Raw genomic sequence first — 14213 nt, forward strand, 5'->3', positions numbered from 1 at the left:
GCGCTTAGCTTACGGAAAATTCTACTTTTGAACACTCTGGTTTTTCGGGGGGATTACCGTGGTATCTGCAGTGGGGTTACAAAACATTGGAAGTTCCGCGTAGTAACATTGATGAACGCATATCATTCATTTTGGAAGCTGTAGATAGGCTCCTAACAAATCGCTGCAGTTGATCGCCCATAGCGCTGGTGCGCTGAGGCCGACAACTGAGTTCAGGCATTAGGCTGTTACCGAAGGAGGGCTAGCTAAATGATCAAATTTCGCGGCGGGTGCCTATGTAAAGCCGTTCGTTACGAAACGACTGCTGATCCATTGAATCAGCGAGTGTGTCACTGTAGAGAATGTCAAAAAGCTATCGGAGCGGCTTTTAACGCCCGCGTACTAATGCGTATTGAAGATGTTTCTATCATTGGCCCAGTTAGCACATTTTACTCATCAGAAACCCTGGAGCGAGGTTCTTGCTCGCATTGTGGTTCAAGCATATTTTCCCGGCGTGCTTCTGCTGGAGTCATTGGGTTGACGGCTGGAAGTCTCGAAGATCCATCACTTTTCAATCCAGATATGCATTTTTGGGTATCTTCGAAGCAGCCGTGGCTAGAGATCGCCGATGATCTCCCCCAACATCCAGAAGGACCGCCGTCCCTAGGTTATTAAATTCATGAGCAGGTATGAAGATTGGCCAAACAAGGCCAATGCACTCGAACGCAAAAAGCGCCGCTTCTCTCTGCTTTCTTGGCGTCGGTGATTTGCGGGCGTTATTTACAAAAGGAGCTCGAGCAATGAGCAGGTGGGAGCTTTCAAATTCTTATGATTATCAAGGGCGCGAAGTTCGTTATGGCCGGTTAGGCGAAGGCCCGCCAATGGTTTTGATTCACGGAACGCCCTGGTCATCGTTCAATCTGCGACATTTAATTCGAAAACTGTCCGAAGAGTACACGGTCTACTTTTTTGACTTGCTGGGCTATGGTCAGTCGTGTACGACGGAAGGCGATGTTTCGTTGGGCGTGCAGAATGAGGTTTTGGATGGGTTGCTAACCCATTGGCAATTGGATAATCCGATTGTTGTCGGTCACGACTTTGGCGGCGCTACAGCTCTCCGGGCTAACCTTCTCAATGAGCGGTCTTTTAAAAAGATTATTCTGATTGACCCGGTTGCAGTCTCTCCTTGGGGCTCACCTTTTTTCCGCCATGTGAATAGGCATGAAGCCGCTTTTTCAGGGCTGCCAGACTATATTCACGAAGCTGTGGTTCGGACCTATGTGCAAACGGCTGCCTTCAAGCCACTTGATGAGGCAACACTAGAAGGAATCGTTTCGCCGTGGACTGGCGAGCAAGGTAAGACGGCTTTCTATCGTCAGATGGCTCAAGCAGACTCCAAATATACCGACGAGGTTCAGTCTCTTTATCCTACGATTACGACACCTACCTTGATTCTTTGGGGGCGGGAGGATAGCTGGATACCTCTGGAGCGTGGGGAAGAGCTCCATGGCATGATTCCGGGATCGGCTCTTCGTGTGATTGATGATGCGGGCCACCTTGTCATTGAAGAAAGGCCTGAGGAGTTGGCGAAGGAAATTTTGGATTTTGCTCAGGCTTAAAAACTAAATAACCCGTCGCGTCACGCGGATGGCTTTTAAGCCGTTTCGCTCTGTAAGGCTATCGGTGCGCTCTGTGTTGAGAGGCAAAGACTGTGGAAATCGTTCCTCTAGCAGATAAAAGGGAATTCATTGCTGAGTTGGCGGAGCTTCATCATGCGGAGTGGAAGCACTTGAACCCTTCGCTGACTTTGCAAGGGCGAGCCGAAGCAATCTCTGATGCTGCAGGACGAGAGGGTATTCCTTCAATTTTTATTGCAATGTCAGGAAGGCAGCTTGTTGGTTCGGCTGCGCTAGTACAGAACGATATGGACACAAAACCGGATTTATCCCCTTGGCTGTCAGCAGTTTATGTGAAAGAGGGCTTCCTGCATCAGGGAATAGCAACGAAATTGATTGCTCGGTGCGAAGCTGAGGCAGCTCGCTCAAATGCTAATGTCTGGTATCTATGCACCGAGTTCGCCTCGAAACTTTATGAGAAGCTCGGCTGGAACCATATGGAGCGATGCGAATACAAGGGCGTGACCGTCGATGTCATGTACAAGCAGATCGCCTCTTAACCAGCGCAGGCAATGCGACAACCTTATTCGTCGCAGCTGCGCCTCCACTACAAAGCCTCGCGTGCTGCGGTCGTTAAAAGGGGGGAGAGCATGTCAGATACACGGACACTAGCAAGCCCGCATTCCTTGATATGGCACTACTACGAATGCCTACAGCGACAGATAAGACGAGTGCCTACGGACGAGCCTGATCGGGTGCAGAAGCAGGAACTCGCACTTGCACTTTTCCTTGCGGTGTCGGTGGTGGAGACGTTTATCAATGCGTTCTTCCGTGTGGTTGTCGAAGAGGACGAGTTTCGTACTCACAGAGATCGGGTGCTGAAGGATATCGAGAGACGTCGTTCATTGGATGCGAAGATCAAGAAATGGCCTGAAAATGTGCTGGGAGTACGATTGGATGAGTCAACCCCGAATGTGAAGCGATTCCTGGATCTCAAGAATCACAGGAATGCACTCATGCATTTCGTTTCCTCGCATGAATCAATTGAATTGCCTGGCCCTTTGTACGTCCATGGCATGGCTGATATGTCTGCCTTCCAAGCGCTCTCGCTCGAGCAAGCGGTAGAGTATCCCGAAATCATTAGACGCTTCGTGTTTGAGATATTCTTGGCGCGAGGGATAACGGAAGAGCGCTTGCCGCACGCTTTTCACCAATGGTTTGGCGAGCCGCCTTCCAACCATGTGGTCCAGCCGACCGCGGTTCGTAATGTGGCCCGCCGCGACTGAGTGCAACGTTAGCGAGACAACAGGGGGCATTCCAATGCAGTCAGACGTAGTTAATTTAGCCGAAAAATTCAGAAAGTTTTCTGAGTACTGGTCGCCACGTGTGGTCGCTGAAATGAACGATTATCAGCTCAAGCTGGCAAAGTTTCAGGGCGATTTTGTCTGGCATGACCATCAGGATACGGACGAGGTTTTTCTGGTCGTCAAAGGTGCAATGGGCATCGAACTTCGAGGAGGTACTGTTCATCTATCCGAGGGCGAAATGTATGTAGTACCCAAAGGGGTGGAACATAGACCCTTCGCTGAAAGTGAGTGTCATGTTCTCCTAATTGAGCCCCGAGGCGTGGTGAATACCGGAGACTCTGGCGGAGAGCTCCAGGCGGAAAATGATGTCTGGGTATAGTGGTGGTCATGCCGTCGTTTCGCTAACAAGGCCAAGCACGGCGGCGCCCTTTACATTTCGCCCTCGGCTCCATTTCATGGGCGCGTATGCTCCAGGTATTGGGTGGCCGTCTAATAGGAGGGTTTGATGTCTATTGATCCGATTGCAGTATGGGCGAATATGAAGTTGAAAATCTGGCCTGAACGGTACTGGATGTTAGAGCTAGGAGATGTATCCGCCGCTGATGCTGCTAGCGTGTTTGTCGAATGTGATGGCCGCTATAGCTGTTTGATTCGCGACCAAGCGGGTGTGTCGGCGATAGTCGAGGAAATAGCATTTGAACGCTTGAAATCCGAAGTCCCTGTCAGGGGTTACTTCGGTCCGTTCCGTGTCGTTTCAACGGATGGAGACCTTCCATTCGACGTCATCGGATTCCTTCGTCCTGTTTTAGAATTGCTAAATAATGAAGGGATCAAGGCAGGCCCCCAGTGCGGTGCCGTGTTTGATCATCTATTCATTTACGAACGGGATGTTGAGCGTGCAAACACTCTGATAGAGGGTTTCATTAGTAAGGCTCGGGATCAATGACCCTACCCCTCATCATGGGACGGCAACGCTTACATTCTTGATTATGAGGATTATCACTGATGACGATGCATAACCCGCCGCATCCTGGTGAATTCATTCGGGAGGTATACTTGGAACCTTTTGGTATCAGTTCTCGCCAGTTGGCTTCCAGTTTAGGCGTCTCACCCTCTACGCTGTCACGATTGCTCAAAGGGAATAGCGGTATCAGCCCTGAAATGTCTTTACGTCTGTCGAAGGTTCTCGGGCGCACCCCGGAAAGCTGGCTGGCAATGCAGGATATGTATGACCTATGGATGGCTCGCGGCACACTTAATTTGGACGATCTTCACCCTTTGGATTTTGAAGCCGCTTAACGAACGCATCCGCGGTCACTGCGTTCTGCGGTAAAAGGCCCGAAAGCCGATCCTATCGGAAATCCATATGCTGACAGCCCATGTTTTGGGTTCTAGAGAGATCACAACCAAACTATGAATTTACTCTTCCTCGGCACTTCCGCCGGTGTACCAACAAAAAGCAGAAACGTCGCCGGGGTCGCATTGCGTGAGAGCAAGGGGAAGGGCTGGTATCTGATCGATTGTGGTGAGGGCACCCAGCATCAGATCCTGCACACCAAGCTGTCGCTGAATTCACTGAACGCCATCCTGATTACCCACGTGCACGGCGACCACTGCTATGGGTTGCCGGGCCTACTGGCGAGTGCGGCCATGAATGGCCGAACACTGCCGCTGACTATTGTGGCGCCCACGGGCATCAAGGCATGGCTGGACGCCACCTTTGAGGCCACCCAGCTATCGTTACCCTTCGCCTTGGAATTTGTCGATTCTGATGATCTGCCAAGCGTCGAGTTTGAGCGCATCGCGGTTACCACTTACAGGCTTTCGCACCGGGCGCCGTCCTATGCCTATGGGTTCACGGAGCAAAAGGTCGAGTCGGCACTGGATGTGGATAAGCTGACGCAAAAGGGCATTCCCAGAGGGCCGTTGTGGGGGCAGTTGAAACAGGGCGTTGATATCGAGTTCGCGGGCGAGCGGTTACAAAGCCGTGACTTCCTGATCTCCAAACACAAACCCAGAAAAGTCGCGATTGCCGGGGACAATGACCAGCCCGACTTGTTGTCGGAAGCATGCGCGGGGGCGCATGTCCTGGTGCATGAAGCGACTTACACTGAAGCCATGGCCGAAAAGGCCGGTGACTTTGGGCATAGCTATGCCAAGCAGGTCGCCACGTTTGCAGAATCGGTGAAGCTTCCAAACCTGGTGCTGACCCACTTCAGCCCCCGTTACCAGCCCAACCCCCACGCATCGCCTTCCATTGAAGACATCCGCAAAGAAGCCCTGAGCGTCTATTCCGGCTCGCTTTATTTAGCGCGGGATTTTCTTGAATTCACACTGAGCAAGTCGGGGCACTTTTCTGAAGTGGTAGACGGAAGTCCCTGACGCCCCGCCGTTTTGCTCTACCTTATGCATAGGGAGTCAATGCATGATCTTCGAGTTACCTGTACCAGAATTGCAAAACGCTGAACCATTGGTTGGCTGTATTGAGGCTCGTCGCAGTATAAGGCATTACTCAAAGGCGCCTTTACCCTTAGGCCTCTTGTCCCAGTTGCTTTGGTCGGCTCAGGGAAGCACCGGTCCAGACCAAAAAAGAACAACGCCATCGGCCGGAGGGGTATACCCGCTCCATCTACGAATCGCGGTGCAACGAGTATCAGGGCTTGAGCCTGGTATTTATGAGTATATGGATGACAGCCATTCGCTGAAGCTTGTCGGTGATCGTGTGCCGGAAGACACTATGCTAGAGCTAGGTATCGGCGATCAACCATGGTTGAAAGAGGCGGCTATCGTCATCGGCGTTACAGCGAAACTGGGGGAGGCGGTTCAGCACTTTGAATGTCAGCCACCTCAGGGGGAACGCGGTGCTCGCTATGTGTATATGGAAGTGGGTGCTTTAGCGCAGAATATCCATCTTTTGAGTACGGCTCTCGGAGTTGGCTGTGTCCTAGTGGCTGGGTTTGATGATTTGAAGGTGAAGCAAGCACTGAGATTACCCTCAGACTTGGAGCCGACGGCACTGCTGTGTATTGGGCAACGGCCGGATGTCTAGCAGCGCATAACGATGCGCGTCACGCTGATGGCCCTTGCACCGCTTCGCCACTCAAGCTACAACGCTTTTCGTACAGGGGGATCTATGCCAAGGATGCAAACACGCCCGCTGGTCGCAAGCCTGATTGCGCTAATGGGGTTATGGATGACGTTACGTCGATTGCCTGAGGTCGTTTCATCGTTATTTATGGTGTTTTCTGATCAGGGGGATATACCCGCTAGTGTCTTAATGATCCACGTGGTGCACTTTTTTAGTTACACGCTGATTGGCGTTGGTCTTATGTTGCTACGCGAGAAGCTGGCGGGTTGGCTGGTGCCAGACGAGGCAAGCGTGTCGATAGGCGTTCGCGCTTTGATGGCGGTTGGAACGGCGCTTATCGGTATTTACTTTATTGCCACCGGTGTCGTTTCCCTTGGCGAGAGTTTTGCGCAACAGCACTCAAGTGCCAACCCTTATTTATTATGGCGAGGGGGAGCCTCTTTAGCGATGGGGCTGGTCCTTTTTGTGGGGTCTGTGGGTATTCAAAGGCTATGGGTGTTGCTGGTCGGGCTGCGACGTGTGTAGGGGGCTGGCACATGAAGCCGCCTACACCGGGCAGGTGACCCAGAAGGCGGGCGATGTCGGGCATGGCCCAAATTTGTCGCCGCTGATTGAAAGGGTGCCGGGCAGGTCAGTCGCGGCAATAGCCTTCACCAGTTGCTACTACCAGGCAGTCTTCTTTTTCCATTAGCCACTTCATACCGGTGGCTTCGCCGTCGCCCGCAAGAAGCATCTGTGGGCCGTCCCCGCGGTTGAAGCGAATGCCCTCGTCGGTGGCCTGCCCTTCGAAGGTACCGATTTGATCGGCATCCAGGCCGTAGCGCATGTGAAGTCGATAATGGCCCGGGCCTGCCGACTCGTCCTTGCTGATTTCCAGGAATAACCCTTCTACGCCGGTCCATCGGCCGACCCACTGGTCGGTCATCTGATGGTGGGGCGCGCTTTGTTCGACTGACGTGCTTGGGTCGGTAACGCCGTAGGTTTCGGTATGTCTATCATGAGCACAACCGCTGATAAGTAATAGGAAGCTTAACGCTAACGCTGCTTTTGCCATGGCTGTCTCCTTATCAGTACTGCCGTTACGCCCTATATACACGTAACATGCTTTATTTAGTTTGATCGAATTTTGGGATATGTCGAAGGGGAAACAAAATGCAAAAGGTAAGAATTGACCTGGTGTCCGATGTGGCATGCCCGTGGTGCGCGATCGGCTACCGGCGCTTGGAACAAGCGCTAGAAACCCTTGATGGCGAGATTGACGTTGAACTCCACTGGCAGCCCTTCGAGCTCAACCCGGACATGCCGCCCGAGGGCGAGCCGATCCTGGAGCACTTGTGCCGCAAATACGGCAAGAATGCTGCCAGCATGGCGCAGTCCCAGCGTGAGATCATGGCGGTGGCCGAAGAGCTTGGGTTAAATTTTCGTGGCGCCCAGGAGCGTCGGGCGAACAATACCTTCGCTGCCCACCGCGTGCTTGCATGGGCCGCAACGCAGAACCTGGAGACGCCCCTGCAATTGGCATTATTTGATGCCTACTTCGGTGAGGCGAAGAACCCTTCAGATCCAGAGGTTCTGCGAGAGAAGGCCGTTGAGGTCGGGCTTGACGGTGACGCTGCCGAGGCCATCGCCCGGTCCGATCAATACGCGGAAGAAGTTCGTGCGGCAGAACAGCGATTCATGGAAGCAGGCGTGAGCGCGGTGCCAGGCTTTATTCTCGAAGGGCGCTACCTGATTTCTGGTGCCCAGCCCGCCGACGTGCTTATCGATGCGCTTCGTCAGGTGGCCGAGGAAAACGCTAACCGCTAACGCTCAGGTGAAATCAATATGGCGCTAGCAGTCCATCACATGGAGCCTGACTCGTTTAAGTGCTCCTTTGAGCCAGTTGGTGGGCGGTTACGCGCTTCACGTCAGCCTGACGCTAGTAATGATAACGACACGAAATAATCGTAATGGAACGCTCGTCAGCGGCATAAACCAAGCGGTTAGTGTCGTCGATTCGACGAGACCAGAAGCCAGCCAGGTTTTCCTTCAGAGGTTCTGGCTTGCCCAACCCCTCGAAAGGGGAGCGTTTTGCATCGTTGATAAGTTTATTGATCCGCTTGAGGGTCTTTTTGTCCTGCGTTTGCCAGTACACATAGTCGTTCCACGCCTCGTCTGTCCACGACAGTAGACGACTACTCATCCACCAAATCTCTTTGCGTTGTTTGCCCTGATTTAAACTGCTCAATGGAGCGATTAAGGTGCTCTGCGTTGGCGGGCGAACGCAGCAAGTGCACCGTTTCCATCAGGCTGTTGTAATAGTCTAACGACATCACGACGGCGTCTTCTGAATCCCGGCGCGTAATAACGGTGGTATCGGCATCATTAATTACGTCGTCCAATACCGCTTTCAGGCCATTTCTAGCTTCTGTGAACGATACAATTCTCATGGAACCTCCCATTGTACAGCTGACCGTACAAGTCTAGGCTTAAGTGCCTGACTTGTACAGTAAGCTGAACATGAGTTGCTGTCAGCGCACTAGCGCCGTTTGAACGGATTCAGCCCGTTGGCCTGCTGCATCATCATGCGTTTGGCGAAGGGGATGCGCTCGGCGATATGCAGGCTGAGATCACCCAGTTGGCGCAGTGGCTTGGCGCCGGTAAACAGATGGTGGAAGCTGTCGGTGGCGGCGATCATCGCCTGGTTGGCCAGGCGGCGCTGCACCTCGAAACGGTGCAGGTTGATATGGTCGCCGGGGTCGCGGCCGTGGATGATCAGCTCGGCCAGAGTATCGGCGTCGTGCAGGCCAATGTTCAGCCCTTGTCCCGCCAGCGGGTGCACCACGTGGGCGGCGTCGCCGATCAGCGCCAGGCGTTTGCCGATATAGCGTTTGGCGTGCTGGCGTTTGATGGGGAAGCTGGCGCGCGCCACGATACGGGTGAGCTTGCCCAGCCGCTCGGGGAAGGCGTCTTCGATGTCTGTCTTGAGCGCGTCATCGTCCAGCTTTTCCCGCGTCTTGGTGGCCTCGTCGCTGTCGTACCACACAAGCGATGCGCGCTTGCCGGGCAGCGGGAGCATGGCCATGGGGCCGGTGGGGGTGAAGACCTGCCAACTGACGTCTTGCTGGGGCAGCTCGGTCTCCACGTTAATGATCATCGCCCGCTGGTGGTAGTTGTAGTGAGTCACGCTGATGCCAGCAAGCTCACGCAGGGTGGAGCGCGCACCGTCGGCCCCGACGATCAGCGCGGCGGTTAGCGTCTTGCCGTTATCCAGCTCGAGCAGGCGCGAATCGCCCGTGGTCAGGGTGCTTGCCGGGGCGCACTGGGTATAGCAGGTCACGCCGGGGAGGTCGGCCAAACGCTGCCAGAGGGCGTACTGGAGCGTGCGGTTTTCGACAAAGATGCCGAAGTCTTCCATACCGCTGTCAGCCGCAGAGAAAAGCGAGTGGCCGGTGCCATCCTGATTGGCCACATCGATATGCCGGAAGGGGCAGCAGCGTTCCTCGGGCAGTTGCGTGCCGCTGGCATTGATAAACGTAAGCGAGCGCGCATTCAACGATGAGATACGCAGGTCGTAGTCGCCCTCGGGCGCTGCAGGAGCATCGCCTTGTTCGATCAGCCCGACCGATTGGCCCGCATTGCCCAGCCGGGCCGCCAGTGCGGCGCCGACCATGCCGCCGCCAACAATAATCACATCATGATCCCGCATCGTCCGTTGATCAGACCCTTGCATAAGTGGCTCCTCGGATAAAAAGCTTGGCACAGAGTAGGCGTTGCCGTTGTCATACAGTATCGTCTAGCGAGAGCAGAATTGCCTAGGGGTGAACATTTGACGCAGGCAGTGGACATGACCGATAGCGTGACCCAGGCAGGTGAAGAACTGGCTGGCTTTATCGCGCGCTACCCAAAACTCTGGATTCTTACCGGCGCGGGCGTGAGCACCGACAGCGGGATTCCTGACTATCGCGATGCCGATGGCCAGTGGAAGCGTTCACCGCCGGTTCAGCACGGCGATTTCATGGCTTCGCATGCGGTGCGCCAGCGCTACTGGGCGCGGGCGTTGGTCGGCTTCAAGGCGCTGAGCGGGGCCCAGGTGAGCGGTGCGCACAAGGCACTGGCCGCATTGGAAGCCATGGGTTATGTGGAGCTGTTGGTCACCCAGAACGTGGACCGCCTGCATCAGCGGGCGGGGTCCAAAAAGGTCATCGACCTGCACGGCCGGGCCGATACCGTCAGTTGCATGACCTGCGGCTACCATATGATGCGCCACGCCATGCACAGTGAAATGGCACACCTCAACCCGCGTTTTGCCGCCCTGGATGCCGGTCATGCACCGGATGGCGACGCGGATCTGGAAACCGATTTTTCAGACTTTACAGTGTTCGATTGCCCGCGTTGCAGCGGGATTCTCAAACCAGACGTGGTCTATTACGGCGATGTGGTCCCGCCTGCTCGGCGGGTCGCCGCCCAGGCTGGCTTGCAAAACGCCCAGGCAGTGCTGGCCGTGGGAACGTCTTTGATGGTCTATTCCGGCTACCGCTTCTGCCGCGAAGCGCATGGAATGGGCCTGCCCGTTGCCTCGCTATCCCTGGGCGTGACCCGCGCCGATGCCATGCTTACCTATCAGTGGCGCGCACCGTTAACGCCAGTGCTGGAGGAGGCTGTTAGTTGTCTGCAGGCGCGTTTACTTGAGTAAAATGCTAGGGTATTAGGACATATCTTATTCGCTAGCATCTGGATCGTCTCATGCTGTCATTTGAACATCGTTATGCCACCTTACCGGAACCGCTCTGGGTTGCCAGCCAGGCAACGCCGGTTGCCCACCCGGAGCTGATTGCGTTTAACGCGCCGCTCGCCCGCGAACTGGGCGCCCAGGACATCCCTGATGCCCCCACGCTTGCCGAGTGGTTCAGCGGTAACCAGTTACCGCCCGGGGCCAAGCCGGGTGCCCTGGGCTACGCGGGCCACCAGTTCGGCAACTTTGTGCCACAACTGGGCGATGGCCGGGCGCTGCTGCTGGGCGAAGTGATCGACCAGCACGGCAAGCGCCGCGACGTGCAACTCAAGGGCAGCGGCCGTACGCCGTTTTCCCGCGGTGGCGATGGCCGCTCGCCCTTGGGGCCGGTGCTGCGGGAATATCTGGTCAGCGAGTTTATGGCCGCCGTAGGGATTCCTACCACCCGCGCGCTGGCGGCCGTTACCACCGGTGAGAGGGTGGTGCGCCAACTGCCCGAGCCGGGGGCGGTATTTACCCGCGTGGCCAGCAGCCATATTCGCGCCGGGACGTTTCAATTTATCGCTGCCCGCCAGGATGAAGCGGCGCTAAAGGCCCTGGCGGACCATGTCATTGAACGCCACTACCCGGGGGCTGCCTCGGCAGACGACCCCTACATGGCGCTGCTTGAGGCGGTGGTTGCCCGCCAGGCGGAATTGGTTGCCCGTTGGCTGAGCATCGGCTTTATTCATGGGGTGATGAACACCGATAACTGCAGCCTGGCGGGGGAGACCATCGATTATGGCCCCTGTGCTTTCATGGAGCAGTTCAATCCCCAGAAGGTGTATAGCTCCATCGATGAAGGCCGCCGCTACGCGTTTGCCAACCAACCGGCAATTGCCCAGTGGAACCTGGCCCGCTTCGCCGAGACATTGCTGCCGCTGATAGACGGTGAGGGCGATGCGTTGGTCGAAAAAGCCACCGATGCTATCCGCCATTTCGATCCGTTGTTTAACGCCGAACAACGCCGCTTGCATGCCGATAAGCTCGGCCTGGAAGCGGAAAGTGACCAGGCCGAGGCATTGATGGAAGGGCTGGAAAGCCAGATGCACCAGGGCCGGATGGACATGACCGCCACCTTTGATGCACTGAAGCAATACGTCGCGTCGCCCAGTGACCAGAGACGTGAGGACGTGCTGGCGCTAACGCAGAACCCCGAGGCGCTAGGTGAATGGCTCACCCAGTGGCAAGCGGCCCAGGTGGCCAGCCAAAATACCGACCGCCTGGCGGCCATGCAGCGCGCCAACCCGGTGGTGATTCCCCGCAACCATCGCGTTCAAGAGGCCATTGATGCGGCGGTCGAGGGCGATTTCACGCCGTTCCATACGCTACTCGCGGTAGTGACCAAGCCGTTTGATGACACCGTTGAAGCGCGCCGCTTGGCGGCACCGGCGACGGAAAACGAGCAGGTGCTGCGGACGTTCTGCGGTACCTGATGCTATGATAAGCTGTGGTTTTTTACAGTGTATAAAGGTAGCCAGTGCGCAAAATTATTCACTGCGACTGTGACTGTTTTTTCGCGGCGGTGGAGATGCGCGACAACCCGGCGCTGCGCGATATTCCCATCGCGATTGGTGGCAGCGTGGAGCAGCGCGGGGTGGTCGCCACCTGCAATTACCCCGCCCGGGAATACGGCATTCACTCGGCAATGCCCATGGCCCAGGCGCTCAAGCGCTGCCCGCATTTAACGGTCATTCGCGGCGATATGGCCAAGTATAAAGCCGTCGCGCGGCAGGTGTTTGCCATCTATCGCGACGTTACCGAGCTTATCGAGCCACTTTCATTGGATGAAGCCTTTCTGGATGTCTCCGAGGTTACCCAGCATCACGGCAGCGCGACGCTCATGGCCGAGGCGATCCGTGAGCGGGTCAGCCGCGAGGTAGGCATTACCGTCTCGGCAGGTGTGGCGCCGAACAAGTTTCTGGCCAAGATTGCCAGCGACTGGAACAAGCCCGACGGCCTGTGCGTGATCACACCGGATGAGGTGGACGGCTTCGTACAGCAGCTGTCAGTGAAAAAAATCCACGGCGTTGGCCCGCGCACGGCAGAAAAACTGGCCGGGCTTGATATCCATACCTGTGCCGATTTGCGCGCCCGTACGCTTACGGATCTGGTCGAGCACTTCGGCCGTTTCGGGCGGCGGCTGCATGAACTGAGCTGGGGGCGAGACGATCGACCGGTGAAAACCCACCGCGAGCGCAAATCGATCAGTACCGAGCAAACCTATTCTCAGGACTTGCCCACTCTTGAGGCCTGTCGCCATGAACTGCCGGGGCTGATCGAGGATTTGGAGCGCCGCTACGCAAGGCTGGACCCGCCGCTCGGGGTGCGCGGGCTGATCGTCAAAGTGAAATTCAACGACTTCACCCAGACCACCGTGGAACACGCCGACCCCGCCCCCAACCTGGCCCAGTTCGAAACGCTGCTGAACGTGGGCTGGCACCGGGGCGAGCGGCCCGTGCGCCTGCTGGGCGTAGGCTATCGGCTGGCGGAGAATACGCAGGTGCAACAGCTGGCGCTGTTTTAATTAGCCTGTTAACACCTGGTCGGATTGACGCTGCGCACAGAGTGAATTAAAACAGATGTATGATAGATGGTTTCTCTCCCCTGACTTATCGACTTCACCACGAGCCTTGCCATGCCTGCTGATACCTCGTCACGCCCTCGCTTAGTATTTGCCCATGCCAATGGCTTTCCCGGTCTGAGCTATCGCAGCCTGCTTGATCCGCTGGCCGAGTCCTTTGATCTGCACCCGCTGGATCGCCTGGGGCACCATCCGGATTACCCGGTCAATCATAACTGGGGCAACCTGGTGGATGAGCTGCTGAGCTATCTTCCCGATAGCGACACGCCGCTGCTCGGCGTTGGGCATTCGCTGGGCGGGACCTTGATGGCAATGGCGGCAGATAAGCAGCCCGAGCGCTTCTGTGGCGTGATCATGCTCGACCCGCCGTTGATGCTGGGGCGGGATGCCTGGGCGATGAAGGCCGCCAAACGCTTCGGGTTTGTCGACCGGGTGACGCCTGCGGGTAAAACCCTGGGCCGACGCACGGTATGGCCGAGTCGCGAGGCCATGGCCAACTCGCTGCGCCGCCGCGGGCTGTTTCGGCGCTTTACCCCGGACGCGCTCAACGACTACATTGAAGCAGGAACCCGAGTATTGGCCGACGGCAGTGCCGAGCTGACGTTTGACCCGCGCATCGAGGTAGAGATTTTCCGTCATTTGCCGGACCACCTGACCCGTTTGCCGCGTCGGTTGAGCGTGCCGGTCGAAGTCGTGGCGGGGGAGAACTCGGACCTGCTGACGGCGTCACGCATCAAGCGTTTGCAGCGTTTCGGGGTGGCGGTCAGCCGTGTTCCCGGTACGCACATGTTCCCCATGGAGCACCCTGAGGAAACCCGCGACGCTATCCTGGATGTCTGGCACCGTCTGGCCAAGACGCGTCAGTCTTCCCACACAGCGTAAGGAG

The 14213-nt window shown here is 56.3% G+C and carries 19 protein-coding genes; 15 read left to right on the forward strand and 4 right to left on the reverse strand.

Going from position 1 to position 14213, the window contains the following annotated elements; genetic code table 11:
- The first annotated feature begins 249 nt into the window (after positions 1 to 249).
- From ADS46_RS19190 to ADS46_RS14530, 10 genes are all read left to right on the forward strand, one after another.
- Positions 250 to 654 (forward strand): GFA family protein, encoded by a 405-nt coding sequence (locus ADS46_RS19190; RefSeq protein WP_082926097.1) that lies wholly within the window; start codon positions 250 to 252, stop codon positions 652 to 654.
- A gap of 14 nt (positions 655 to 668) precedes the next feature.
- Positions 669 to 1598 (forward strand): alpha/beta fold hydrolase, encoded by a 930-nt coding sequence (locus tag ADS46_RS14490; protein ID WP_234346842.1) that lies wholly within the window; start codon positions 669 to 671, stop codon positions 1596 to 1598.
- Positions 1599 to 1690: 92 nt separating this feature from the next.
- A complete protein-coding gene (locus tag ADS46_RS14495) occupies positions 1691 to 2155 on the forward strand; it encodes a GNAT family N-acetyltransferase (RefSeq protein WP_066321246.1) in 465 nt (154 codons plus the stop codon).
- Positions 2156 to 2350: 195 nt separating this feature from the next.
- On the forward strand, positions 2351 to 2881 hold the full coding sequence (locus ADS46_RS14500) for a hypothetical protein (protein ID WP_156524527.1): 531 nt from the start codon (positions 2351 to 2353) through the stop codon (positions 2879 to 2881).
- Between the two features lie 34 nt (positions 2882 to 2915).
- Positions 2916 to 3281 carry a cupin domain-containing protein gene (locus ADS46_RS14505; protein ID WP_066321248.1) on the forward strand — a complete coding sequence of 122 codons (366 nt, stop codon included), beginning with the start codon at positions 2916 to 2918 and terminating at the stop codon, positions 3279 to 3281.
- Between the two features lie 126 nt (positions 3282 to 3407).
- Positions 3408 to 3848 carry a hypothetical protein gene (locus tag ADS46_RS14510; protein WP_066321250.1) on the forward strand — a complete coding sequence of 147 codons (441 nt, stop codon included), beginning with the start codon at positions 3408 to 3410 and terminating at the stop codon, positions 3846 to 3848.
- Positions 3849 to 3907: 59 nt separating this feature from the next.
- Complete coding sequence (locus tag ADS46_RS14515) at positions 3908 to 4201, forward strand: HigA family addiction module antitoxin (RefSeq protein WP_066321251.1); 294 nt, start codon at positions 3908 to 3910, stop codon at positions 4199 to 4201.
- A 114-nt stretch (positions 4202 to 4315) separates the two neighbouring features.
- The gene (locus tag ADS46_RS14520; RefSeq protein WP_066321253.1) at positions 4316 to 5284 is read left to right on the forward strand and encodes a ribonuclease Z; all 969 of its coding nucleotides are present in this window, start codon (positions 4316 to 4318) and stop codon (positions 5282 to 5284) included.
- Positions 5285 to 5327: 43 nt separating this feature from the next.
- Entirely contained in the window at positions 5328 to 5951 is a 624-nt protein-coding gene (locus ADS46_RS14525; protein WP_066321258.1) for a SagB/ThcOx family dehydrogenase, read from the forward strand.
- 93 nt (positions 5952 to 6044) lie between these two features.
- Positions 6045 to 6515, forward strand: coding sequence for a hypothetical protein (locus ADS46_RS14530; RefSeq protein WP_066321260.1), 471 nt, complete (start codon positions 6045 to 6047; stop codon positions 6513 to 6515).
- 106 nt (positions 6516 to 6621) lie between these two features.
- Here ADS46_RS14530 and ADS46_RS14535 read toward each other — a convergent pair whose 3' ends face one another.
- The gene (locus ADS46_RS14535; protein ID WP_066321261.1) at positions 6622 to 7044 is read right to left on the reverse strand and encodes a hypothetical protein; all 423 of its coding nucleotides are present in this window, start codon (positions 7042 to 7044) and stop codon (positions 6622 to 6624) included.
- 98 nt (positions 7045 to 7142) lie between these two features.
- Here ADS46_RS14535 and ADS46_RS14540 point away from each other — a divergent pair, with 98 nt between their 5' ends.
- Positions 7143 to 7796 carry a DsbA family oxidoreductase gene (locus tag ADS46_RS14540; RefSeq protein WP_066321262.1) on the forward strand — a complete coding sequence of 218 codons (654 nt, stop codon included), beginning with the start codon at positions 7143 to 7145 and terminating at the stop codon, positions 7794 to 7796.
- Between the two features lie 112 nt (positions 7797 to 7908).
- Here the strand turns inward: ADS46_RS14540 and ADS46_RS14545 are convergent, their stop codons facing one another.
- The 3 genes from ADS46_RS14545 to ADS46_RS14555 form a co-directional block, all read right to left on the reverse strand.
- The gene (locus ADS46_RS14545) at positions 7909 to 8172 is read right to left on the reverse strand and encodes a Txe/YoeB family addiction module toxin (RefSeq protein ID WP_066321263.1); all 264 of its coding nucleotides are present in this window, start codon (positions 8170 to 8172) and stop codon (positions 7909 to 7911) included.
- Positions 8165 to 8419 (reverse strand): type II toxin-antitoxin system Phd/YefM family antitoxin, encoded by a 255-nt coding sequence (locus ADS46_RS14550; RefSeq protein ID WP_066321265.1) that lies wholly within the window; start codon positions 8417 to 8419, stop codon positions 8165 to 8167. The genes ADS46_RS14545 and ADS46_RS14550 overlap by 8 nt, the downstream gene beginning before the upstream one ends.
- Before the next feature lie 89 nt (positions 8420 to 8508).
- Complete coding sequence (locus ADS46_RS14555) at positions 8509 to 9702, reverse strand: UbiH/UbiF/VisC/COQ6 family ubiquinone biosynthesis hydroxylase (protein WP_082926098.1); 1194 nt, start codon at positions 9700 to 9702, stop codon at positions 8509 to 8511.
- Between the two features lie 114 nt (positions 9703 to 9816).
- On the opposite strand from ADS46_RS14555, the gene ADS46_RS14560 reads away from it, so the two are divergent.
- The 4 genes from ADS46_RS14560 to ADS46_RS14575 all read left to right on the forward strand — a co-directional run bounded on the left by ADS46_RS14560 (position 9817) and on the right by ADS46_RS14575 (position 14209).
- A complete protein-coding gene (locus ADS46_RS14560) occupies positions 9817 to 10665 on the forward strand; it encodes an NAD-dependent protein deacetylase (protein ID WP_066321266.1) in 849 nt (282 codons plus the stop codon).
- Positions 10666 to 10715: 50 nt separating this feature from the next.
- Positions 10716 to 12179: a protein adenylyltransferase SelO gene (locus ADS46_RS14565; protein WP_066321267.1), complete on the forward strand. Its 1464-nt coding sequence runs from the start codon at positions 10716 to 10718 to the stop codon at positions 12177 to 12179.
- Between the two features lie 44 nt (positions 12180 to 12223).
- Entirely contained in the window at positions 12224 to 13270 is a 1047-nt protein-coding gene (gene dinB / locus ADS46_RS14570) for a DNA polymerase IV (RefSeq protein ID WP_066321268.1), read from the forward strand.
- Positions 13271 to 13381: 111 nt separating this feature from the next.
- Positions 13382 to 14209 carry an alpha/beta fold hydrolase gene (locus ADS46_RS14575; protein WP_066321269.1) on the forward strand — a complete coding sequence of 276 codons (828 nt, stop codon included), beginning with the start codon at positions 13382 to 13384 and terminating at the stop codon, positions 14207 to 14209.
- Positions 14210 to 14213 lie beyond the last annotated feature (4 nt).

Origin of the sequence: Halomonas sp. G11, assembly GCF_001663515.1 — a bacterium.
Lineage (GTDB): Bacteria > Pseudomonadota > Gammaproteobacteria > Pseudomonadales > Halomonadaceae > Vreelandella.